Consider the following 23,330-nt stretch of genomic DNA (forward strand, 5'->3'; position numbering starts at 1 on the left):
AAAAATGAAAGTGCATGGGATTTCATGTGAATACGTGATTTATCCCTCGAATAATATGGAGGTATATATGCCGCATCTGCCGCTGATATGGTATTTGGCCCCTCTTGGCGCCATTTCTGCACTGTTTTTTGCCTATTATTTCTATCACAATGTAAAGATTGCAAATCCTGGCAATGCTCGTATGCAGGAGATTGCAGGTTATGTTCGCGAAGGAGCTTACGCTTATCTTTTGCAACAATATAAAGGCGTGGGATTATTCTTCCTGATTGCCCTTGGTATATTCCTGTTCTCCGCCTATGGGCTGAAAGTGCTGGATCCTATGATACCATGGGGCTTTCTAAGCGGCGGCATCATGAGCGGATTGGCGGGGTTTATCGGGATGAATACGGCTACTATGGCTTCCAGCCGCACCGCTCAAGCATGTTCTGAGAGTTTGAACAAAGGGCTGAAAGTAGCCTACCGCGCAGGGGGTGTGATGGGTCTCACAGTGGTGGGACTGGCTTTGTGGGATATCTCATTCTGGTTTTTCCTGCTCAATACTAAGGGTTATAGTCTGGAGAAAATAGCCGTAGTGATGCTCTCATTTGGCATGGGCGCCAGCTCTCAGGCCCTCTTTGCCCGTCTGGGCGGTGGTATCTATACCAAAGCTGCGGATGTGGGCGCCGATCTAGTAGGCAAAGTGGAAGCTGACATTCCTGAAGACGATCCCCGCAACCCCGCAACCATTGCCGACAATGTGGGTGACAATGTGGGTGACGTAGCGGGAATGGGCGCCGATCTGTATGAATCTTATGCAGGCAGCATCCTTGCAACGGCGGCATTGGGAATGAGCGCAGTCTTACGGCTCTCCGTCACCAATCCCGCCATGAAGGAATTTATGGTCAATTTTATCTCCGCTCCGCTGATTTTGGCGGGCATAGGAGCTTTACTATCTATTCTTGGCATCTTTGCCGTATCCACAAAGGAAAATGCCGGGATGAAGGAACTGATGGCAGCTTTGAACAAGAGCATTTATCTTAGTTCCATCCTGATCGCAATCGCCTCTTTCTTTGTCTGCAAGATACTGTTGCCGCAAGAGTACTATCTGGGCATCTTCATTTCCAGTGTAGTAGGTCTTTTGGCTGGTGTATTGATAGGATACACCACAGAGCTGTGGACATCCCATTCATACAAGGCTACCCGCAATATAGCGAAACAGGGCGAATACGGCTCGGCTACGGTGATATTGGAAGGTTTTAGCGTGGGAATGCTGTCCACCGCCATGCCGGTGATCATCATCTCCGCAGCGATTATGATTTCCTTTGTACTCTCAGGCGGTTTTGAACACATCGAGCTAGGGCTGTATGGCATCGGTTTCGGAGCAGTGGGCATGTTGGCAACTCTGGGCGTCACGCTGGCTATGGACGCTTTTGGGCCTATCGCCGATAATGCCGGAGGCAATGCACAAATGTCTTACCTGCCCAAAGAAGTGCGGGAACGCACGGACAGCCTAGATTCCGTGGGAAACACCACCGCTGCCATCGGCAAAGGATTTGCCATCGGTAGTGCCGCACTTACAGCTATGGCGCTGTTGGCGGCATATCTGGAAAAGGTGAGAGATGCCTTTGTGATGCTAGGTGAAAAAATGGGTGAAGTACAGATGTTGACCATCGGTTCCGGCAAGATCACAGAGACCGTGGCAGCTCCTCTGGCCAGCCTGAGTCAGTTCATCGAATATTATCAGGTAAATCCGCTCAATCCCAAGTTCCTCCTGGGTATTTTCATCGGCTCAATGGTGGTCTATGTATTCAGTGCACTCACCATCAAAGCGGTTGGTAAAGCCGCAGGGCTGATGGTGAAAGAGGTTCGCCGGCAGTTTACCACCATTCCCGGCATCCTGCAAGGCAAGACCAAGCCGGATTATGCCCAGTGCGTAAAAATCTCTACCATCGGTGCACAGCAACAGATGGTATTGCCCGCCATCATCGGTATAGCAAGTCCTGTAGTAGTGGGACTGATCTTCGGAGTAGCAGGTGTTTTAGGACTCTTAATCGGCGGACTCACCACCGGTTTTGTAACCGCAGTGATGATGAACAATTCCGGCGGCGCTTGGGACAACGCCAAAAAGTATGTGGAAACCGGTGCGGAGGGCGGCAGCGGTTCATCGGTACATAAAGCCACGATCGTGGGCGATACGGTGGGTGATCCCTTCAAGGATACTGCCGGCCCCTGCATGAATATCCTGATCAAACTGATGAGTATGGTTTCCATCGTCTTTGGCGGCTTTGTGGTAACATACTCTCCCAAAATCGAAGCACTTTATACACCAAAGCCGAAGACGGTTATTCAAACAGATGTTCCCAAAAGCATTACGGAAAACCACCTGGAGATGATTACGATTGCAGACAGCCTCGACACCATCAAAAACTGAACAGGAGATAGAAACGCCGGATGACACCGATTTCGAGACGTAATACACGCACCATTAAACTGGGAAATATACGGATAGGCTCAGATGCCCCCATTTCCATCCAAAGCATGCTGAATGTAAAAACAGCCAATGTTCCTGCGGTTCGCAATCAGATCAAGCGCCTGGTTTCAGCAGGCTGCGAGATCATCCGCTTTTCCGTGATGGATATGGAAGACGCTGCAGCTATCAGGGAGATCAAGAAGGACTTTCAGGTGCCGATGGTAGCGGATATTCACTTCGATCACAAACTGGCAATTGCAGCCATAGAAAATGGTATCGACGGACTGCGCATCAATCCCGGCAACATTGGTTCCGAAAGCGGGGTGAAAAGCTTGGCCGCAGCGGCAAAAAACCATGGTATCCCCATTCGCATCGGAGTAAACAGCGGTTCGCTGCCCAAGGATCTCTTGTCCCGATATGGACATGGCAGCACAGCGATGATGGAAGCGGCGCTAAGCCACGTAAACATCCTGGAAAAGCTGGGTTTCTACGATATCAAGATCTCAGCGAAAGCATCCAATATCCCGCTGATGCTCGCCAGCTACCGGGAACTGAGTAAACGCTGCGACTACCCCCTGCACCTGGGCGTCACCGAAGCCGGAACCGCCTTGTCCGGCAGCATCAAAAGCGCCATCGGACTGGGCATCCTGTTGGAAGAGGGCATCGGAGACACCATAAGGGTATCCCTCACCGATGATCCGGTGAAAGAGGTATATGTAGCGCGGCAAATCCTGATCGGATTGGGCATTAGAAAGGGCTTACAGATAGTATCCTGCCCCACCTGCGGGCGCACTCGCATTGACCTCATCGGTTTGGCGCAGAAAGTTGAGCAGGCTCTGGAGGAATTCAGGGACCTGGAACTGTGCATAGCCGTGATGGGCTGTGCGGTAAACGGTCCCGGAGAGGCTCGGGAAGCAGATTTTGGCATCGCCGGAGGCAACAAGGAAGGGCTGGTCTTTGCGCGTGGGGAGATCATCAAGAAAGTCCCTGAAGAGCAGTTGCTCTCTGCCTTAGTTGAGCTTATCCGGGAAAGTCTGTAGTATGCTGTGGAGGATCTTTCTAACCTTTTTGAAGATAGGTGCGTTCACCATTGGCGGAGGTTACGCCATGATCCCGCTGATCAAGCGGGAAGTATGCTCCCGGCATGGTTGGATCACGGAAGACGATTTTTTGGACGGCTTGGCGGCGGCTCAGAGCTGCCCTGGCCCAATCGCCGTGAATATAAGCATTTATACGGGGTATCATGTGCGGGGAAAATTGGGAATGCTGATGGCGCTATTGGGAACTATATTGCCTTCCACCGTGTCGATCATCATTATTGCCATGCTGTTCCGTCAATACACAGATCAGGCATTGGTGAAGCGGGCATTTACCGCACTTAATCCTGCGGTGGTGGCACTCATCGCCGTCCCCCTCATCCAGATGGCACAGAAAAGCGGACTTGTGTGGAAGAATGCCTGGTTTCCCCTTTCCGTAGCGATTTTAGTAGGTGTACTGAATGTGTCTCCAGTATATCTGATCCTGCTCACCATCGTTTATGCTGTATATGAGGCGCACAAATGATCCTGCTACAAATGCTTATCACTTTCTTCAAGATCGGACTGTTCAGCTTTGGTGGGGGCTATGCCATATTAGCGATGATCCGGCAAGAGGTGGTAATAAGCAACGCCTGGATTACTGAGGCGGAATTTATGCAGGTGGTGGCGATCTCGCAGATGACACCGGGGCCTATCGCGATCAATGCAGCTACCTTTATCGGCTATCAAAAAGCAGGGATCATAGGTTCTCTGATCTGCACTTTTGGAGTGATATTGCCCTCGTTGATCATCATGCTGATCATCACCGTAAGCTATCTGAAACTAAAGAAGTTACCGTGGTTTCAGCAGATCTTCCGCAGGCTGCGTCTGCTGTCCGTAGGGCTGATTGCCGCGGCATTGATAATGATCATGGGCAATGCCGTGCAGGATTGGTATTCAATCGGGATCTTTACGGTGTGCTTTGTTGCCACCTGGCGCTTTAAGCTGAATCCCTTTACCATGCTTATCAGCGCAGCTGTATTTGGGATGCTGTTTGGCAGTGGTTAGCTTTCCAAATGGACGTATTTGAGGAAGTGATCGGATATCTCCGGGGGCAAGCGCTTCGCTTTACCGTTTTGGGCATAGACCACCGTGAGATGCGCCACGAAACAGAGATCCCCGCGGGAGTTGTAGATTTCCTGCTGCCATAAGCCCTTGATCCGGTTTGTGCTGTAGAACCAGCTCCGAACCAGAACCGTGTCCTCCAATTCCACCGCTTTCAGATAATCCAATTCATAGCGCAGTACAAAGAACTGAATGCCCATCTGCAAGAGCTTTGCGAGGGGAGTATCCATCACTTCCATGGCTTCACTGCGCGCAGCTTCCAACAACATCAGATAGTTGGCGTTGTTCAAATGACTATAGATATCGCATTCATAACCATAGATTTTCTTTTTGTACTCGAAGATCATCACTTGTCCTTTTGTTTTTGCTTGACCGATAGAGGCGTTCAAAATAAGCTGGATGCAAATATCGGTTTGAACAGAGGTTTTCATGAGCCAGAAAAAAGTCAACCCAAAAATAAAGCCGCCAAAAGGCATTAAAGCACCCCAGAGTACTTCTCCTGGTAAACATAAGGCTGCTATGGCCATTGTCAATCCCAAGTACCTGAGCTGGATCCTGGCGGCGATAATCTTCCTTTTTGTGAGCTTGCTCTACTTCCCGGTCTCATACCAGCATCTGGAACCTCAGGCCAGCGACATCAATCAGTGGCGCGGGGCGGCTCAGAGCATTGTGGAATACAATGCCGAACACAAAGATAGAGCGCTGTGGACTCAGAGTATGTTTTCGGGAATGCCATCCTACATGATATCATTCCCAAACCGTTATCCTTTTCTGGAGAGCATCACCAAGATTACGGACAAAGTAATAAACTGGCGCATCTTTCTGCTGATAGTAGGCGGCTTGGGCATGTTTGTGCTGCTGCTGCATCTGAAGCTGGATCCTACTATCGCATTCTTCGGCGCCGTTGCCTTCATCTTCAGTTGCCATTGGGCAGGTCTTTTGGAGATTGGGCACAACACAAAGTTCCGGGCCATGATGTATGTACCCTGGGTGATGTGGGCAATCATGTATCTGCGGGCAAAACCCAGTCTGCTCTCTGTAGGCCTCAGTGCCACATTCTTGATTACACAACTGCGGGAAAACCATCCTCAGATCACCTATTACCTGTATCTTCTGATTGCAATGTACTGGATATATCAAGGCATCGTTGCCATCCGCCAGAAAAACCTGAAGCGCTTTGGCATCTGGACACTGCTCTTGATCCTAGCTTTTGGTTTGACTGCTCTGGCGGTGATGAACCCCTATCTGAGCACGATGGAATACAGCAAATATACCCAGCGTGGCAGTTCCGGAGGATTGGATAAAGCCTACGCACAAGGCTGGAGCTTCCATCCCAAAGAGATCATCGGCTTCATCATCCCGGATTTCTGGGGCGGCATCAATCAGACATATTGGGGCTATATGCCTTTCACTCAGGTATATAACTACTTTGGCATAGTCGTGCTGGCCTTCGGAGCATTGGCTCTGTGGGGCAAACGCAGAACTCTGGCGCTGTTTCTGTGGATATCCAGTGCCATCTTTACCCTGATGAGCTTTGGCAGCGCCACTCCCGGGCTATCCGACCTCTTTTTGAACTATCTGCCCTATTTCAATAAATTCCGTGTGCCTTCGATGACACTCACCATCGTGCAATTCAATGCCGTAATCCTTGGTGCATTGGGTTTGAAGGATGTGCTGGAACACAGCGGCGATACCCAATGGCAAAAGCGGTATCTGCGCCTGTTCTGGGTGTTTGGCTTCATCTTCCTGCTCTGGCTGCTGTTTGCCAAGTCTGTATTTGCAAACCTGCCCTACACTACAGCGCTGGAGCAGATGCGTTATGCTGAAGCCAATGCCCAAAACCAGTTGTTAAACCTCATCATGACACGGCAGGAAATACTGGTAAAGAGCGGGATACTGGCGTTGATGCTGCTGGCAGTAAGCCTCGGTCTGGCTTATCTGAAGAGCATCAACAAACTGAAAGCCTTCACCTTCATCATGCTCATCACGATCATCACCTTTATTGATCTCTGGGTATATACCGGCAAGCACCTCAAGGATCTGCATCCCGTCGAAATGCGCAAAAGCACTTTCCGTATGCAGGACTACGATGCGTTTTTGAAGCAAGACCAAGATAACTTCCGCATCTATCCCTTCAACACCAATCAAATCCGCAGTGCCGGGGAATGGGCATATTATCACCAGACCATAGACGGCTATTCTGCGGCAAAGTTGAAGCGCTATGACGACATCCTGCCAATTATAAATGGTAGCCGCGATGCTGATGGCGAATTTTTGCGCTATCTGAAGGGAGTTTATCAGGAGCAGCCGGTGGAACTCTCCACTCCCGTATTGGATATGTTGTCCACCAAGTACATCATCGTGCCGGATTCCCTGCCCAATGCCTATTTACTGCAAAACATTCAGCCCGTATTCAATAACGGCAGAGTATCCATCTACCGGAATTTGAAAGCCCTGCCCAGAGCATGGTTTGTGCAGGACACCATCCTGGCCGAATCAGCCGAGGATCGCCTCCGGATACTGCGTGATGAAAGCTTTGACCCCGCCTCCACCGCCATTGTGGAAGAGGTTATAGAAGGGATTAGTGCTCCGGAGAGTGCAAAAGTAAGCCAGATCAAAGCAGAATTGCACGAATTGGCCTATGAATACTCCTCCGATACCGATGCTCTACTGGTTCTAAGCGAAGTCTATTACCCAGGGGGCTGGAAAGCATACGTCGACGGCATCGAAATCCCCATATACCCCGCCAATCACATTCTGCGCGCACTGAAAGTGCCGGCAGGAACACACAAACTGCAGCTCGTAATGGCACCCAGTAGTTACAGCATAGGTACCAAACTGAGTTTGGCCGGCATCCTGATCACCATCCTGGCCGTTATAATCGGCGCTTATTATCATTATAAAACCAAGCCAGGCTCTACGTCAGGCGCAAACAGCATTTCTGCCGAAATCAGAGATTAAGGATATATTAAGCATGAAAGAACGCATGAAAATAGTAAAGAACAACCGCGAAAATCTGGCTAAAATGCCCAGCCGCAGCCCTCTGCCAACCGATCGAAAGTTCCACAAACGCAAACCACAGTTCCAGGACTGGGCCGAAGCCATCCTCTTTGCCTTTGTAGTAGCTATGATCATACGCAACTACACTTTCCAGAACTTTATGATCCCCTCTTCATCGATGGAAAAGACTCTATTGACCGGAGACTTTCTGGTAGCAAACAAGCTGAAGTACTACTTTACCGACCCCAAGCGGGAAGACATCGTAACTTTCCGCTATCCCAAGATCGAAGAAAACACGCCTGAACACCCCGATTACAAGGATCAATTCATCAAGATCTTCCATCCGATCTACATCAACAAAACCCAATCCTTCTCGCGCTTTCCCTTAACTGCTTTCCACATCACTTACTACGCCCGCAAGAACATAGTGAAGCGTGTGATCGGCATGCCCGGAGACACCATCGAAATCCGCGACAAGATAGTATATATCAATGGAGAAGAATTCAACCGCGGCTACGAGTGCTACGGCGAGGCGTATCCCAGCCCGCCGCAAGCTCCCCGAGTGGTTACAGAACGCACCTTCAAGCCCGGTTTGATGGATCCCGTCAGCTATTCAAATTGGTATGATCTCTATCGCGTAGATGCAGATTCCAGCGCTGCCAATACCCGCTTCAACCGCGATTGGTTCGGCCCCATCAAAGTGCCGGAAGGCAAATACTTTGTAATGGGAGACAACCGCGATGTGAGCGAAGACAGCCGCTATTGGGGCTTTTTGGACCGCACCGATATCACCGGGTCTCCCTGGCTGATTTTCTGGTCCAAAGGCATAGAATACAACAAACTATACGACACACCCCACATCCGGTGGAACAGGATATTCAGACTGGCTCGCTAGTGACTCGTACAGGCATGAATGTTGTTTTGATGTTGCGCTGCCAAACTCCAATCTCCCTGATACTTCTGCCGATGATTCAGAAGCTTCATTCCTCCTGGGATTATCGATACTTGAACCTGATATCATCGGGTTATCATCGGGTGAGCACAGGATGATAACACCTTGATATCAGCTTCAACACTGGATCGAACAAAGGGAATGAGGAGCATGATTCTAAAGTTCCCTTCGGTCGCTGTGGCAATACGGAGATTGCCCCTTCAAACCTGACATGACACTAGGGCTTTATATTCACATCCCTTGGTGCCTGAGCCGCTGCCCATATTGCAGCTTCTTTGCCGATAACTATAATCGTAAGGATTTTGACGACTACTTTGCCACTCTGCTGCGAGAGAAGGAGCTGTGGCGACAAAATGGCATCCCGCCGCTAAGTTCCATTTACTTTGGCGGTGGCACTCCTTCGCTGCTCTCTGCACAACAGATTAGAACTATTGTGAATAGCTTGGAACTGCTTCCAGGAGCAGAGATTACCATGGAGCTGAATCCCATCCAGGTCACCAAGTCTTTTGCTAGTGAACTGGCAGATACTCCCGTAAACAGACTGTCTTTAGGAGTGCAATCCATGTTGGATGATGATCTGCTCTACCTCGGTCGCAGGCATCGAGCCGCAGACATCCCCCAAAAACTACAAATCCTGCGGGATGCCGGATTCACCAATATCTCTGCGGATTTCATCTACGGTCTGCCCAATAGCCATAACAAGAAAGTGTGTGAAAGCTTGAGCCGCCTGCTGGACATACCCTTTGAGCACATCTCCTGCTACCTGCTGGAATTGGCAGAGGACTGTCCCCTGGCAGCCGATATTCCCCTCCTGCCCGATGACGATGAAAGCAACCGTCAATATCAGCTAATCCGGGATTTGCTTGAGGAACACGGCTTTATCCAATATGAGATTTCGAACTTTGCCCTGCCCGGCCGGGAATCCCGCCACAATCTGCTATACTGGGAATCTCGGGAATGCCTCGCCTGGGGAGCATCTGCTTCCGGATATTACAAGGGCAGACGCTATCAGAATCCCGCCGATCTCAAGCTCTACAGCCAATATATCGCTTCAGGCAGAACCGGCGGCGATACCGATGAATCTGCCCAGGAAGAGAGCGACTATATAATGATGCGGTTGCGCCTCGTAAAAGGCTTGGATTATGCCGAATACCAAGCCCGCTTTGGCAAATGCTTTACAAAAGGCCGGGAACATGGAATCAGAAAACTGGAAGAACTGGGATTTATCCATCTGGATGCTTCCGGATTACGCTTGCTGCCCGATGCGTTCTTCATCTCAAACGCCGTTATAACGGAGCTTCTATGACACTTGCCGAGTTTCTCTCCCTGATGCGTAGCACTCTAGAGGGCACTACCTTTGAAGGAAAATGCTATATCGTGGGCGGAGTGGTGAGAGATCATCTTTTGGGCAGGCAGGATTTTGATGACTTCGACCTGGTGGTGGAGATGCCTTATGGCGGATTGAAGCTGGGAGCTTACCTCAGTCATCGCTGGCATCCCGATTATTATGAAACCTTTCCCAAGTTTGGCACTGCCAAGATGGAAACAATGGGGACTAAACTGGATTTTGTCCAGACCCGTAAGGAAGTGTATCGCCCTGGACGCCGATATCCCAGGATCACTTTCAGCTCTATCCGGGATGATGTCTACCGGCGTGATTTTTGCATCAATGCACTCTATCTAGAGCTTTTTTCTTCGGAGATATCCGATCCCTGCGGCAGAGGCAGGCAAGACCTGGAACAAGGCATGATCAATAGCATTCGGGAGCCGGATAAAGTGTTTGCGGAAGACCTCCTGCGCATCATCCGAGCCCTGCGTTTCTCCGCTGTTCTGGGCTTTGAGATCGGAGCTGAGAGCAAGACTGCCATGCGTAAATACGCCCAGCAAACAAGTAGGCTGAGCGCACGTGCCATCCAAAGAGAAGTCGGTAAAATCGTGGCTGCGGGCAAATTGGAACAAGCAAAGGCATTATTTCATGAATTTGGCCTGGAACTGCCAGATTTTCCCCCTGAGCCCATTGGTGGATGAATCATCTGTTTACTGATACCGCTAAAAGTCCCTTCAATAGAGCTAAAAACAGATTTTACTTGACACTATCCATGCTTACGCAGGAAAATGGCAAAAACCATTGGTATATTGGTTGCCAAAATTGATAGATAGGAGATTAGTTCGACTGATGCATTATCCAATAAAAGCACTTAGAATAGCTGTTCTTCTGCTATCACTGTCCTTATTGGTACAAGCTTTATGCGCTGAAATTCTGATCCCGATGGATAGCAGACAGAGCAACCACCTCAAGGCTTATGGCGTGGCCTTTGAAGCCTTAAAGGAGCAGATGACCGTGAAATGGCTACTGAACTACCGTGGCGGCAGTTTCCTACTCCAAAGCGCTCCGGAAATCATCGCTATCTGCAACATCCGCGGGGTGCGTTTTGAAAGCATCTCTTCTGCTGAAGTAGCCGCTATCTATCAAGAGATTCAGGAAGCCAACATGGAAGCCGTAACTCTGGAGAAAGAGCCCAAAATAGCAGTGTATATTCCCCCCAACACTCTACCTTGGGACGATGCGGTGAGCATGGCCCTGGAATATGCTGAGATCGATTATGACCGGCTTTGGGACGACGAGGTTCTCAGCGGTAAATTGGCTGATTACGATTGGCTGCATCTGCATCACGAGGATTTCACCGGACAATATGGCAAGTTCTATAGCTCCTATCGCCACACGGAGTGGTATCAGACCGATGTGCGTGTAAACGAAGCAATGGCAGCCAAACACGGATATCGTAAGGTATGGCAGTTGAAGCACGACATCGCCATGAAAATAAGGGAATTTGTGACCTCAGGTGGTTTTCTTTTTGCCATGTGCGGAGCGGTAGATACCATCGACATCGCATTGGCCGCCAGAGGGATAGACGTGGTGGATGTGCTTATCGACGGCGACGGCATCGAGGCAGATTACCTGGATCGTTTGGATTATGAGCGCTGCTTTGCCTTTGAAGGCTTCAAGTTGAAAACAAGCCCCTTTGAGTATGAGTTTTCCGACATCGATGCCAGCGACTACAGCAAGCTACGTGGCGCTGAAGGCGACTATTTTCAGCTCTTCGATTTCTCTGCCAAATACGATCCCGTGCCCACCATGCTCACTCAAAATCACAGCAACATCATCGACGGCTTTATGGGTCAGACCACCTCTTTCTTCCGTGATAAAGTGAAGAAAAACGTAATAATTCTGGCTGAAGTACCGCAGCAAAACGATGTAAAGTACATTCACGGCAATCTGGGAAAAGGCACTTTCACCTTTTATGGCGGTCATGATCCCGAAGACTATCAGCACATGGTAGGGGATCCAGAGACCATACTGGATCTGCACAAGAACTCTCCGGGATACCGGTTGATCCTGAACAACATACTCTTCCCGGCAGCAGAGAAGAAAAAACTGAAAACATAAAGAAGGCGGCTCTGTGGCAAAGTTTTATCAGCACTTACGCAGCACACGCATTAAAACCGGCGTCTGGACCGTGATAATCTTATTGATCCTGCTGTTTGGCTATTTATGGCTTTCAAACCGAATCACCATGAAGAAGCAACAGGTACTGCAGGTAGTATTTACGGATGTGATGGGATTGGAAACCGGAGATAAAATAATGTTCCGCGGGATGGAAGCAGGCAGAGTGAAGAGTGTGCAATTGCACAAGGACGGCATCTTGGTAAGCGGCAAGATCGACAGGGATATCCGCATCCCTGCCGGCAGCCGGTTTTACATCGAAGACAGTCTGATGGGCAGCAAAAGCATGAATATTATGCCGGTGAACTCCGATAAATACTTGGATCTGGCATACCAACAACGTGGTGAAAAATCCATCAGCCTGATGTCCATGATTACCCAAGCAGGGCATATGCTGAGTAAACTGGATAAGATCATGGCAGACATAGATTCCGATGGCGGACTGCTGGATCTGGGACAATCCCTTGTCCGCAATGCCGACGGTACCGTGAGAAGTGCCAAACACAGCATTGAAGAGCTGAAAACAGAGCTTTCCGGAGTAATCGGCAAAGTGGACAGCCTCACCTGGCAGGCAAACAGACTGGTATCCGAAAGCAGTGAACCTCTGCAAAACACTCTGGCCATGGCCCCGGAAACCATGGGTAAAGTAAACAGCACTCTGGATAGTCTGCGCGTGCTTTCTGCAAATCTGAACCGTCAGGCAAAAGCGTTATCCGAGGGCAGTGGCAGTGCCGGTAAACTGCTAAGCGAAGATGATCTTTATAACAAACTGATGCAATCCATCCAGAGTTTGGATGAACTGATCGGTGACATCAAGAAGAATCCCCGTAAATACATCAAATTCTCATTGTTTTAGGAATTATATGAAAAAGCCACTTTTTGTGTTGATCCTCCTTTCGTGGGTTCTGCTGCAGGCAGTGAACTTCGGTCAGAACAAGGTTAATGCCGTCCCGCAGGATTGGGCTGTGCTGAAAACCATGCACTTCGACATCTATTTTCCCAAGAATGAGGATGATTTCGGCAAGACTGCAGCTTTGATGGCGGAAGATATCTATTATTACCTGAAAGCGGATCTGAAGTATCCGGTATTAACCAGAATCCCCATAGTGTTTTACAGCACAAAGAGCGATTTTCAAGTTACAAACATCATCTATCCCCTGCTAACCGAAGGTGTGGGCGGATTCACAGAAAGCCTCAGAAACCGCGTGGTGGTGCCTTTTGACGGCAGCTACAGCAATCTGGAAGAACTACTGGCACACGAGCTGACCCATGCCTATATAAACGCTCTGGACAAACGGATTACAAACACACTGGATTCTCTGAGACCCAGCTCTTTCCCATTCTGGTTTTCTGAGGGATTGCCGGAGTTTCTCTCCATCGGCGGCGAGGATGAATACAACAACATGTTCATCCTGGATATGGTGGTAAACGACAATCTTCCCCGTTTGGATAATATCGATGGCTATCTTGCCTACCGCCTCGGAGAAAGCTTTATCACATATATAGCAGATACTTACGGCAGAGAAAAGGTAAGTGAATACTTCTACTCGCTAAGGACCATGAACGACACGGAAGAGGCCACCAAACGTGTATTCGGTGTCAAGTTTGCGGACTTGCAATCGCGCTGGAAGTTTCAATTGAAGCGTGATTACTATCCTTTGATAACCAAGCACAAGATCCCTGTAGAAGAGTATGAAAAGCGCACCAAGAGCAAGGAAGAAGGCTCTTACTTCAATTTCTCTCCGCGTTTCAGCCCCGATGGCAGCCGCTACGCTTATTTCTCCGATGCCGGTGCCAGATACAGCATTTGGGTGGCAGGAACCCACGGATTCGCCAGTCCACGCAAATTGATAACCGGTGAACGCAACGGTAAGATGGAAGAATTTTACTATATGCGCACAAATCTCAGCTGGTTCCCGGACGGCAAACATCTGGCCTTCAATACCAAAACTGCGAGTGGTGACCGCATTCACATCCTGGATGCAGATAATGGCAAGATCACCAGCACGATAGAGATCCCCGAACTGCGCGCGATCTTTGAACTGGATGTAGCTCCGGATGGGCAAAGTATTGTACTCAGCGGCCAGCACAATATGCAGACCGATATCTTTGTCTATAACATCAAAAGCAAGCAATTGCACCGGCTTACGAACGACAGTTTTTTCGATACTCAGCCCCGCTTCAGCCCGGATGGCAGCAAAGTAGTCTTCAGCTCTCAGCGGGATGAGATACCAGAGTCCCGCCGCTACGGCTTTTTCGCCAACTACAGCTCCGATATCTTTGAATACCACTTGGACAACGATCAACTGCTCCAGATCACCAGCCTGCCCTTCAACTGCAGTCAACCCTTTTACAGCGACGGAGGAAACAAACTGGTCTTTGTTTCCGCTCGCAACGACATCACAAATCTGGAAATAATCGATCTAAATACCATGCAAATTGCAACACTTAGCAATGTGCTTTCCGGAGTCTATGGTGCGGATATCTCCGCCGACGGAAATTACATGCTGATGTCAAACTACTTTAATGGTGCCTGGGATATCTATTTTGAGAGCGGATTGCCGGAGGACCTCGAATACTCGGACTTTCCAGCGCCAAAGCTCTATGATAAAGATCATGACTTGCTGGACCGCATAGATTTTAATGAACTGGACAAATACGGCCTGCGGGACAAAGTAAAGATCCCCCGCAATTCCAAACCACACCAGAATACAGACTCCCGGCGTCCCTTTATAAGCGGATACGAGCCCGTGATTCCGGATAGTAGCCTGATCTCCACAAATTTCTCTTGGGATGAGCGTCCTGAAGAAACTCATAGCAATCCCCCAGAAATCAAGAACTACAGACCCAAATTCGCTTTGGATACCTTTTGGGGCGGAGTGGCATACAGTTCCAGCTATGGCGCTTTCGGCAATGTGGAATTGGGTCTTAGCGATCTGATGGGCGATCATGGTATCGGCATCAGTATCGGGATTGCCGATAAACTGGAGAATACCAATCTCGTACTTTCATACCTGTATCTGAAACAGAGATTGGATTATGGCATAGGAGTTTACAACCTCTACGACGAGGCCTACTACCGTTACATCATGCCCCAGGGAGATCAATACTATCGCTTGCGTCAAAGACAAACCGGTATATACACTCTGCTGCGCTATCCCTTCAGCCGCTTTTCCCGCATCGAACTGGAAAACATGCTGTTCGAATATGATACACACTGGGACAAACTCATCAGCCTGGACATCTCCGGTGAAGACTGGGAAAACGATGTGGACAAAGCCAATACCCTCGCTTATGCACCTGGAATAAACCTGGTTTACGACAACGCACTGTATGGTGCCACCGGGCCGCTATTGGGCTTCAAAGGTATCTACAGCATCAGCAAGAGCTTTGCCCAGAAAGATATCAATTACTTCACAAACTATGTGGATCTGCGTAGCTACACTCTCTTTAGCCGCAGATACTCACTTGCTTTGCGCTTAAATGCTGGTATCAGCACCGGCGACGATCCTGATTATTTTACTCTGGGCGGATACTATGGCGTACGTGCGCTGGATTACAATCTGGCAGACCGCAAAAAGGCATTGGCCACCGTGGAATTACGCTTCCCGCTTGTTGATTATCTGGCCATGGCATTTCCCTTGCCCATCACTTTGGGCAATATCCGCGGTTCCGCCTATGTAGATACTGGTGCGGTGTGGGATAAAGACAAGCATTTCCGGGGAGTCATCGACGGCAAACTGGAAGACATCAAGCTTGGTTACGGTTTTGGCCCCAGATTCAATCTCGGATATTTTGTACTGAAGATGGATGTTGCTTGGCTTACGGATTTCTCCCACATCAGCAAGCCTCAGATCTACCTCAGCCTTTCGGAAGACTTTTAAGAATTCATATAGATTAAGGAGACATAATGAAAATCGATGTTTGCCGTAAGATCCCGGAATATATCGAAACCCTGATAATAATTCATGAAGAAAACGCGAAGATATCGGAGCTGGAACTGTTGGATGTAGATACAATTGAAGCCATAGAAAACTTCGTTGATACCGAGGACTATCATTTCGAAAGCTCGTCCATCCGCAGTTTTAACCGGATGATCGGCAAAAAGCCGCAAAACGTGATTGTGGCCGGAGCAGGAGACAAGACGAAGCTGGATGCATCCATTCTAAGGAAGATCTTCTCGCTTTGCTGGTGCGAAGCAAACCGCATGAAAGCCGATCAAGTGTACCTGATGTTTGGCTTTGAACCCACACTGCCGGAGATGACTCTGGGGCATGTCCTGGCTGAAACCGCCATCCTGAACGCATACAGGTTCCACAAATATCTCAGCGAACATAAAAACTACGAGATCGAAAGCATCCACCTCATCTTTTTTGCCAAAACCAACCGACACTTAAATAGCGGAATTCTGGAAGGCAGAATCTACGCCGAAACTACAAATCTCGCCCGTGATCTGGTGAACGAACCCCCCAATGTAATGAACCCGGAAAGCCTTGCCGACTATGCTAAAAAAGCTGCTCTGCAATATGGCTTCCCCATCGATATCTACTCCATGGACAAGCTGAGACGCCTGAAAATGGACGCCCTGCTCTCTGTGGGCAAAGGCTCTAAAACCGAACCCAAACTGATCCTGATGCGATACAACGGCAATCCGGACAAAAAGCATCACACCGTAGCCCTGGTAGGTAAAGGCCTCACCTTCGATTCCGGCGGATACAGCCTGAAACCGGGACCCAGCATGGTCAGCATGAAAAGCGATATGAGCGGTGCAGCGGCAGTGATAGGTACCTTGGCGGCCATCGCTACCCTGAAACTGAAAGTGAACGTTTTGGGCGTGATCGGCGCTGCGGAAAACATGATCGGCTCAAACGCCTATCGTCCAGGTGACATCATTACCTCTATGGCAGGCAAAACCATTGAAGTACACAATACCGATGCCGAAGGCAGATTGACCCTTATCGACGCCATCCATTATGCTCTGGAGAAAGAAAAGGTGGATTGTGTTCTAGATATCGCTACCCTCACCGGAGCAGCGGTAGCTGCATTGGGAAAGGACTTTTCCGCTGTATTGAGCAACGATGATGCCTGGTATGAAATGCTATCCAAAGCCTCCGAAGCTTGCGGGGAGAAAATCTGGCGCATGCCTCTGCATGAAGATTATAAAGAGCTGCTCAAATCCGACGTTGCAGACCTCAAAAACATCGGCGGACCTCTGGCAGGATGCATCACAGCAGCCCTCTTTATCCAGGAATTTGTTCAGAATAAACCATGGATCCACATAGACATCGCCGGCACCGCCACAAGAGACAAAGCAGCCGGTGGAGAGATTGCCGGAGCTACCGGTGTGGGCGTGCGTTTACTCACAAACCTTATCAGGAATATGGAGTAATCCTATTCTCATTTAGCTTTTCCGGATTCTGCGATAGATCCCGGATGAGCTTTTTCAAGGAGAAATTATGAAAAAAGCAGCCTATTTCCTAATCCTCTTGCTATTTATCCTGGGTGCCTGCAAAGCTCCCATCGATCAAAAAAAGACAGAGACCAAGCCTTTGATCCTTACATCCATCTATCCCTACGAATTGCTGCTAAAGCAAATGGTGGGTGATGCTGTCGAAGTGAGAAGCATGATCCCGCCCAATGCCTCGGTGCATTCCTTCAGCCCTCAGCCTTCTCATCTGAAAGACCTTCACAAAGCTGAACTGATCGTGATCAACGGCATGGGACTGGAAGAGATGATGAAACAAAGCCTGGACAAAGCTTCCGATAAACTGCTCGACTGTTCTTTATTACTCAGCGATTTGATCGCCTTGGATTCTCTGCAGCAAGTGCGTGAACAACTGATGCATCAACACAACCACGACGGGGAGCATCACCATGATCATCTGGCTACAGACCCTCATCTCTGGACATCACCGCAGATGATGATGAAGCTCAGTACAAAGCTAAAAACAGAGCTTTGTTCCCGCTTCACCGATTTTGTGCCGCTAATCAATCACAATTACGATGAAATCTTCCGCGAACTGAGCGCAGCTGATGAACTGATCAGAACCGAGCGCAAAACATACAACGAGCCTGCCTTGATTACATATCACAATAGCTTCCATTACTTCTGCCGCGATTACGATATCCGGTATCTGGGCTGGGTGCAAAGCTCACCGGGCAAAGAACCCTCTCCTCGCGAACTGCTTGAACTGGGCACAAAGATCCGCAACCACGGTGTGCGCCGCATATTTGTGGAGCCCCAACAGGATCCCAAATCCGCAGAAGTTTTAGCCAAAGAATACAAGCTGCAGATCGGCACGCTGGATCCCATCGGTAGCACTTTCGAGGCTACCACCATCACAGAACTGATCCTGAAAAATTGGGATGCCATGAAACAGGCATTCTGATGAGCCATCCTATAGTATCCAAGAGCTATACATGATCCAAGTAAGCGACCTGCAGTTCAGCCTCGGCGGCAAAAGCATTCTGGAAGACATCAATCTCCAAATCCCGGATGGAGTATTCGCCGCCATCATCGGCCCCAACGGAGCCGGAAAATCCACCCTCATCAAACTGATTCTAGGCTTGTTGGATATCCAGGAAGGCAGCATCAGCATAGACGGTATCCCCAGAGATAACTGGCTGAAAAACAATGGCTTCGGCTATCTACCTCAACGCGAAGAATACGACCGCAGCTTTCCCGCTACCGCTCTGGACATCTCTCTGATGGGCATTGCTGGAACCTTGGGATGGGGCAGGAGATGCGGCAAAGAACACAAGCAAAAAGCAATGGATGCCATGCGGCAATGCGGCATCGATACAAAAGCCTCTTCCCGGATCGGAAGCCTCAGCGGAGGCGAATTCCAACGTGTATTACTATCCCGCGCAATACTTTCCGATAGTAAGTACCTCATCCTGGACGAACCTGAAGCCGGTATAGACCGCAGTGGCGTAAGCAGTTTTTTTGAACTGCTGAAAAAGCTAAATGATAGCGGCAAGACCGTGATAACCATCTCTCACGACCTGCATACGCTCAGCGAATATTGCAACTACCTGATCTGCCTGAATCACCGTCTGCACTACCACAATCACTCTGAACTGGTGAATGCGGAAATCATCCACAAAACCTTTGGCGACACTGTGCGCCTGATAGAAAAGGACTATTGATGCCGGGATTTCTCTTGAATGCGCTCTTCGGAGCTTTACTGAGCGGTATATCCCTTGCGGTCTTTGCTCCCTATGTTACACTGCGCCGTATCTCATATCTGGGAGAAGCATTATCCCACATAGCTTTTGCCGGCATTGCCATCGCCATCATCACCGGCATAAACCTCAGTCTGGGAGCCTTGATCTTTGTGTGTGCCGTTGCTCTGGGAATCTCTTGGTTGTCAAAACAGCATAAGATCCAGGAAGCCAATACCATCACCATCTTTCTTTCCCTCTCCATGGCCTTGGGTATCATTCTGATCTCTCTTTCCCGAAATTATACCTTCGACCTCTCCAGCTACCTCTTTGGGAATGTTCTGCTCATATCCGGCAATGAACTGTGGGCGCTGGGCATCCTGAATATTCTGAATATCGCTTTTGTGATGTTCTTTTACAAAGAATTGTTTTACCTTAGCTACAATGCGGAAATGTCTGGTGTGTTTCGCATCCGCACGGATGCTGTGGACAAAGTGTTTTATCTGCTATTGGCGGCAAATATCGTCTTCAACTTAAAAAGTGCCGGCATCATCCTAGTAACCGCACAATTGATCCTGCCCGCCGTGATCGCCTTCAATTTGGTACAAAGACTGCACACAGCCATCATCACTGCTGTGATTGTAGCCATTATCTCCGCTCTCGGAGGTTTTGCCTTGTCCTTTGCTTTAAATCTTCCCACCGGCGCCACGATAGTTGTATGTCAAGCACTATTATATGCCGCCAGCTTTATTATCAGAAGGAGAAGAACCTAAGTCATGCCCAAAAAATACATCATTATTATAGCCTGCGTGGTATCCCTGCTCTTTGTAAGCGTAGTCTGGCAAGTGGCGGAAACCAAGATATACAGTATGGCGGAACAGCTGGCAGCCACAATCTTCGGTAGACCCTTCAATCAATTGACGGTACGGGATGAACAGAACATCCCAATGCAGCTCTACAATGACGGCGAAAAGCACTACAATGCCCTCTTCATCGCCAGTGAAGCCCTGGACGAAAATGACCGTCGCCTGCTGGGAGAAGGTTCCGAACACTTTGTCACCCTTACGGATAAACTCCTGGATATGGTATCTATTCGCGATTCCATCCCTTATCTATACTACGATTTCGATTATCCAAAGTACAATCAGAAGGCTCCCTGGGCATCCGCACTCACCCAGTCCGTAGGTATGAACGCCCTGGCAAACCGCGCTGGCATGGACCGGAATCTGGAAGTACTTGGCATCGCTGAAAACATGTTGCGCAGCCTGGATCCGGATGTTGCGGATCTTTCCATAGCGCTTTCCGATAGCAGCATTTGGTTTATGGAATACCCAGCGGAAACACCCTACTTTTCACTCAGCGGGATGATGAGTACTCTATTGCATTTGCACAAATATCAAGAACTTACCAAGAATCCTCTGGCTCAGGAGCTCTTTGATAAAGGCTTTTGTGCCCTTACTGCCAAACTACCGGAATTTGATTATCATGGCTATTCTTACTACAATCTGGACGGAACCAAAGCCGGAAGAATGTATCACCAGCGTCATATAATGCTCCTGGGCAAGTTATTAGAGATCAGACAGGACAAAGTTCTACGCTACTATCGCGACCGCTGGCAACATGCGGATAGCCTGCCCATAATCTGGCAAATGCTGCTAAACCCCCGTCCCCGGCGCATTGCAGCTTTCGTCCTCAGTTTTCTGGCATTGACCGCCCTACTGTATCTCCTTTTAGCCTGGACCCAAAAAAGCGGGAAAAGCGATCCGGAACATAGCTGAGCTTGGCTTGCCTTAACCCTTCCAGTCCGATGTCCTGCTCGCGGTTTATCCATTTATAGCGGTTTTCCAGATAGCGCGCCGTCTCCCATGTTATCACCTGAGCCGATCCCTTTTTCTCGGGATCAAATTTCTCAAAATGCACAGTAACCATATCCTGGGTCTGAGGACTGAAGATGGAATAGGCGACGATCTTGTTGTGCAGGCAAATGATGATCCCCTCCACTGGCAGATTGTGCCAAGCTTCCAGTGTGTTTTCGATCGCCTTGATCTCCGTCATCAGATATATGCCTTCGGCACTGCGTTCCCGGCGCCATTTATGTGTGAAACTCAGGATGTATTTCAAGCGGTCTTCCGTCATTTTCAACACTTTATATTCTGGATATGCACGCCTGAATTGAGAGATGAGGTTCTTCTTTTTCGCCAGTTTTTTACCGCTAAGGTGAACCATATTTTCCACACTGTAAACATAGTCCGCCCAATCCCTATCTTCATATATCTCAAACACATCATGCACTTCCGGATACTGCTCGAAATATTCGTGGGGAAACAAAATGATCTGCGATTCCGGAAAGTAGGGACGAAACATCAAAACAAGCTCTTTGAGCTCTGCCGGATTCAGATAAGGCCCCACCGGAAAGAGGATATACTGGTATTTTGGATTCACAATCACCAGGCGATCTTTGTAAATCAGGTAGTGGTTGTTGTAGATCTTGCCCCATACCATTAGATTTGTAATGGTATAATCACAATGTTCCCGCGGATATTTGGTAAGGTAGTCCCTCAGAATCAACGTATTGGTGATGTCCAGAGCTTTTAGCCCCGGCATAGTAAGGTCTGGAGTCATATATTAATCTTCCGAATACAGAAAGGGAGTGTAGGATTTCATCACATTGAAACCCAGTTTGCCGTAAAAGGCTTCATAGCCAGGCTCGCTGATCAATCCTATCCATTGCAGTTTATGCTCTTTCAGATAGCGCAACAATTCGCGGATGATGCCCTTGCCAATGCCCTTGCCCCGCTCTGCTTCCCACACCGTCACATCCTGGATATAAGCATCGCTCAATCCGTCGGATATAGCTCGCCCCATGCCGATGATTTCCTCTCCGCGCTTGGCTATTACGAAGCAGAAACTATTGGCGATGATGCCCTTCACGGTCTCGATGTATTGAGGATTTTCGTCCGTTTGCCACCATCCTGCTGCACGGTACAATTCCAAGATTCGGGCTGCATCTGTCTCTTTTACAATACGATAGGAGATGTCTTCCATATTCCTTTTCCAGTTTTGTCTTTTACATACATAATACGCCTTTTGTGTGATTTTGGCAATTACTATTTTGGGAATTCAGCTTGTTTTTCGCCGCCGTTAACAGCTTAATGACACTGGTCTGAACCCTGTTTTCTCCTGCGGATATTGGCTGTGACTGCTGTGCTGAGGGAAGGACATTCATCTGGATTTGGACGACTGGTATTCCGCTTTGCTTACACTCGTGCTGAAGCAGATATCATCGGGTTATCATCGGGTGAGCACTGTTTGATAACGGCTTGATATCAGCTTCGGTAAGGCTTGATCTATACAGGAGGAATGGGAAGAGTTCTTAGTTTAATAGTTCTGCAGTGCTGCGGTTGGTGGTGCTGCGCACCTGTTGAATGCTCCACTTCGTTTCGCTGTCCCCGTAGAGGCGGACGCCGTTCCGCCTACATCAAAGCTTCACTGTTCCCTGAGAATTCGACATATCGCCACCCCCCCCTCAAGAAAATCTGCGCAATCTGCCCCATTTATCTGCGTAGATCCACATGATCGTCTCTCCGCTGTAAATTCAGACGAGGAAATCGGCAATGTTTTCTCTTGACACTATTTAGGCTGCTAAAATCATGACATTCTGTAATAAAATCGTAAAGGAGAATCGATGAAGACCCTCACTCCAAGCCCAAGCGACATCACGCAAGCGTGGTATGTTGTAGATGCTACGGGGCTGCCTCTTGGTCGGTTATCCACAAAGATTGCCACCTATTTACGTGGTAAAAACAAACCGTATTTTGCACCGAACCTTGATTGCGGAGATTACGTAGTAGTAATCAATGCTGAAAAAGTTCGCGTAACCGGCCTCAAGGCCATGCAGAAGGTTTACAAATCTTTTAGTGGATATCCCAGTGGACTGAAAGAGATCCCGTATGCCAGAATATTGGAAGAGCATCCTGAGCGTATTATCGAACATGCCGTAAGAGGCATGATGCCGAAGAATACTCTGGGACGCGCTATGATGAAAAAACTGAAAGTTTACACAGGCAGCGAGCATCCTCATGCCGCTCAGAAGCCGGTGGAACTTAGCCTGTAAGGAGA

The 23,330-nt window shown here is 48.9% G+C and carries 20 protein-coding genes; 17 read left to right on the plus strand and 3 right to left on the minus strand.

Going from position 1 to position 23,330, the window contains the following annotated elements; translation table 11 throughout:
- Window positions 1–67: 67 nt before the first annotated feature.
- The 4 genes from PHF32_00320 to PHF32_00335 are packed head-to-tail and all read left to right on the plus strand — an operon-like array spanning window position 68 to window position 4,533.
- A complete protein-coding gene (locus PHF32_00320) occupies window positions 68–2,410 on the plus strand; it encodes a sodium-translocating pyrophosphatase (protein ID MDD4559174.1) in 2,343 nt (780 codons plus the stop codon).
- A gap of 20 nt (window positions 2,411–2,430) precedes the next feature.
- Window positions 2,431–3,489 (plus strand): flavodoxin-dependent (E)-4-hydroxy-3-methylbut-2-enyl-diphosphate synthase, encoded by a 1,059-nt coding sequence (ispG, locus tag PHF32_00325; protein ID MDD4559175.1) that lies wholly within the window; start codon window positions 2,431–2,433, stop codon window positions 3,487–3,489.
- Between the two features lies 1 nt (window position 3,490).
- Window positions 3,491–4,012: a chromate transporter gene (locus PHF32_00330; protein ID MDD4559176.1), complete on the plus strand. Its 522-nt coding sequence runs from the start codon at window positions 3,491–3,493 to the stop codon at window positions 4,010–4,012.
- Window positions 4,009–4,533 (plus strand): chromate transporter, encoded by a 525-nt coding sequence (locus PHF32_00335; GenBank protein MDD4559177.1) that lies wholly within the window; start codon window positions 4,009–4,011, stop codon window positions 4,531–4,533. Before PHF32_00330 ends, PHF32_00335 begins: the two co-directional genes overlap by 4 nt.
- Here PHF32_00335 and PHF32_00340 read toward each other — a convergent pair.
- Window positions 4,530–4,937 (minus strand): thioesterase family protein, encoded by a 408-nt coding sequence (locus PHF32_00340; protein MDD4559178.1) that lies wholly within the window; start codon window positions 4,935–4,937, stop codon window positions 4,530–4,532. The genes PHF32_00335 and PHF32_00340 overlap by 4 nt on opposite strands.
- Before the next feature lie 82 nt (window positions 4,938–5,019).
- On the opposite strand from PHF32_00340, the gene PHF32_00345 reads away from it, so the two are divergent.
- From PHF32_00345 to PHF32_00400, 12 genes are all read left to right on the plus strand, one after another.
- Entirely contained in the window at window positions 5,020–7,551 is a 2,532-nt protein-coding gene (locus PHF32_00345; protein ID MDD4559179.1) for a hypothetical protein, read from the plus strand.
- A gap of 13 nt (window positions 7,552–7,564) precedes the next feature.
- Window positions 7,565–8,485 (plus strand): signal peptidase I, encoded by a 921-nt coding sequence (gene lepB, locus PHF32_00350; GenBank protein ID MDD4559180.1) that lies wholly within the window; start codon window positions 7,565–7,567, stop codon window positions 8,483–8,485.
- A 268-nt stretch (window positions 8,486–8,753) separates the two neighbouring features.
- Window positions 8,754–9,848, plus strand: a complete 1,095-nt coding sequence (gene hemW / locus PHF32_00355; protein ID MDD4559181.1) for a radical SAM family heme chaperone HemW — start codon at window positions 8,754–8,756, stop codon at window positions 9,846–9,848.
- Window positions 9,845–10,570, plus strand: coding sequence for a CCA tRNA nucleotidyltransferase (locus tag PHF32_00360; GenBank protein ID MDD4559182.1), 726 nt, complete (start codon window positions 9,845–9,847; stop codon window positions 10,568–10,570). Before hemW ends, PHF32_00360 begins: the two co-directional genes overlap by 4 nt.
- A 241-nt stretch (window positions 10,571–10,811) precedes the next feature.
- Window positions 10,812–11,990 carry an asparagine synthetase B gene (locus PHF32_00365; GenBank protein ID MDD4559183.1) on the plus strand — a complete coding sequence of 393 codons (1,179 nt, stop codon included), beginning with the start codon at window positions 10,812–10,814 and terminating at the stop codon, window positions 11,988–11,990.
- 13 nt (window positions 11,991–12,003) lie between these two features.
- Entirely contained in the window at window positions 12,004–12,903 is a 900-nt protein-coding gene (locus PHF32_00370) for an MlaD family protein (GenBank protein ID MDD4559184.1), read from the plus strand.
- A 7-nt stretch (window positions 12,904–12,910) separates the two neighbouring features.
- Entirely contained in the window at window positions 12,911–15,931 is a 3,021-nt protein-coding gene (locus PHF32_00375) for a BamA/TamA family outer membrane protein (GenBank protein MDD4559185.1), read from the plus strand.
- A gap of 26 nt (window positions 15,932–15,957) precedes the next feature.
- Window positions 15,958–17,436, plus strand: a complete 1,479-nt coding sequence (locus PHF32_00380) for a leucyl aminopeptidase (protein ID MDD4559186.1) — start codon at window positions 15,958–15,960, stop codon at window positions 17,434–17,436.
- A gap of 67 nt (window positions 17,437–17,503) precedes the next feature.
- Window positions 17,504–18,436, plus strand: a complete 933-nt coding sequence (locus PHF32_00385) for a metal ABC transporter substrate-binding protein (protein ID MDD4559187.1) — start codon at window positions 17,504–17,506, stop codon at window positions 18,434–18,436.
- Window positions 18,437–18,467: 31 nt separating this feature from the next.
- The gene (locus tag PHF32_00390; protein MDD4559188.1) at window positions 18,468–19,196 is read left to right on the plus strand and encodes an ABC transporter ATP-binding protein; all 729 of its coding nucleotides are present in this window, start codon (window positions 18,468–18,470) and stop codon (window positions 19,194–19,196) included.
- Window positions 19,196–19,984 (plus strand): metal ABC transporter permease, encoded by a 789-nt coding sequence (locus PHF32_00395; protein ID MDD4559189.1) that lies wholly within the window; start codon window positions 19,196–19,198, stop codon window positions 19,982–19,984. The genes PHF32_00390 and PHF32_00395 overlap by 1 nt, the downstream gene beginning before the upstream one ends.
- 3 nt (window positions 19,985–19,987) lie before the next feature.
- Window positions 19,988–20,989 (plus strand): D-glucuronyl C5-epimerase family protein, encoded by a 1,002-nt coding sequence (locus PHF32_00400; GenBank protein MDD4559190.1) that lies wholly within the window; start codon window positions 19,988–19,990, stop codon window positions 20,987–20,989.
- On the opposite strand, the gene PHF32_00405 is transcribed toward PHF32_00400, so the two are convergent.
- Window positions 20,904–21,833, minus strand: coding sequence for a phosphatidylglycerol lysyltransferase domain-containing protein (locus PHF32_00405; GenBank protein MDD4559191.1), 930 nt, complete (start codon window positions 21,831–21,833; stop codon window positions 20,904–20,906). The genes PHF32_00400 and PHF32_00405 overlap by 86 nt on opposite strands.
- Before the next feature lie 3 nt (window positions 21,834–21,836).
- Window positions 21,837–22,256 (minus strand): GNAT family N-acetyltransferase, encoded by a 420-nt coding sequence (locus tag PHF32_00410; GenBank protein MDD4559192.1) that lies wholly within the window; start codon window positions 22,254–22,256, stop codon window positions 21,837–21,839.
- Window positions 22,257–22,896: 640 nt separating this feature from the next.
- On the opposite strand from PHF32_00410, the gene rplM reads away from it, so the two are divergent.
- Window positions 22,897–23,325, plus strand: coding sequence for a 50S ribosomal protein L13 (gene rplM, locus PHF32_00415; GenBank protein MDD4559193.1), 429 nt, complete (start codon window positions 22,897–22,899; stop codon window positions 23,323–23,325).
- The last annotated feature ends 5 nt before the right edge of the window (window positions 23,326–23,330 follow it).

Source organism: Candidatus Cloacimonadota bacterium (assembly GCA_028706475.1).
Classification (GTDB): Bacteria; Cloacimonadota; Cloacimonadia; order Cloacimonadales; family Cloacimonadaceae; genus UBA5456.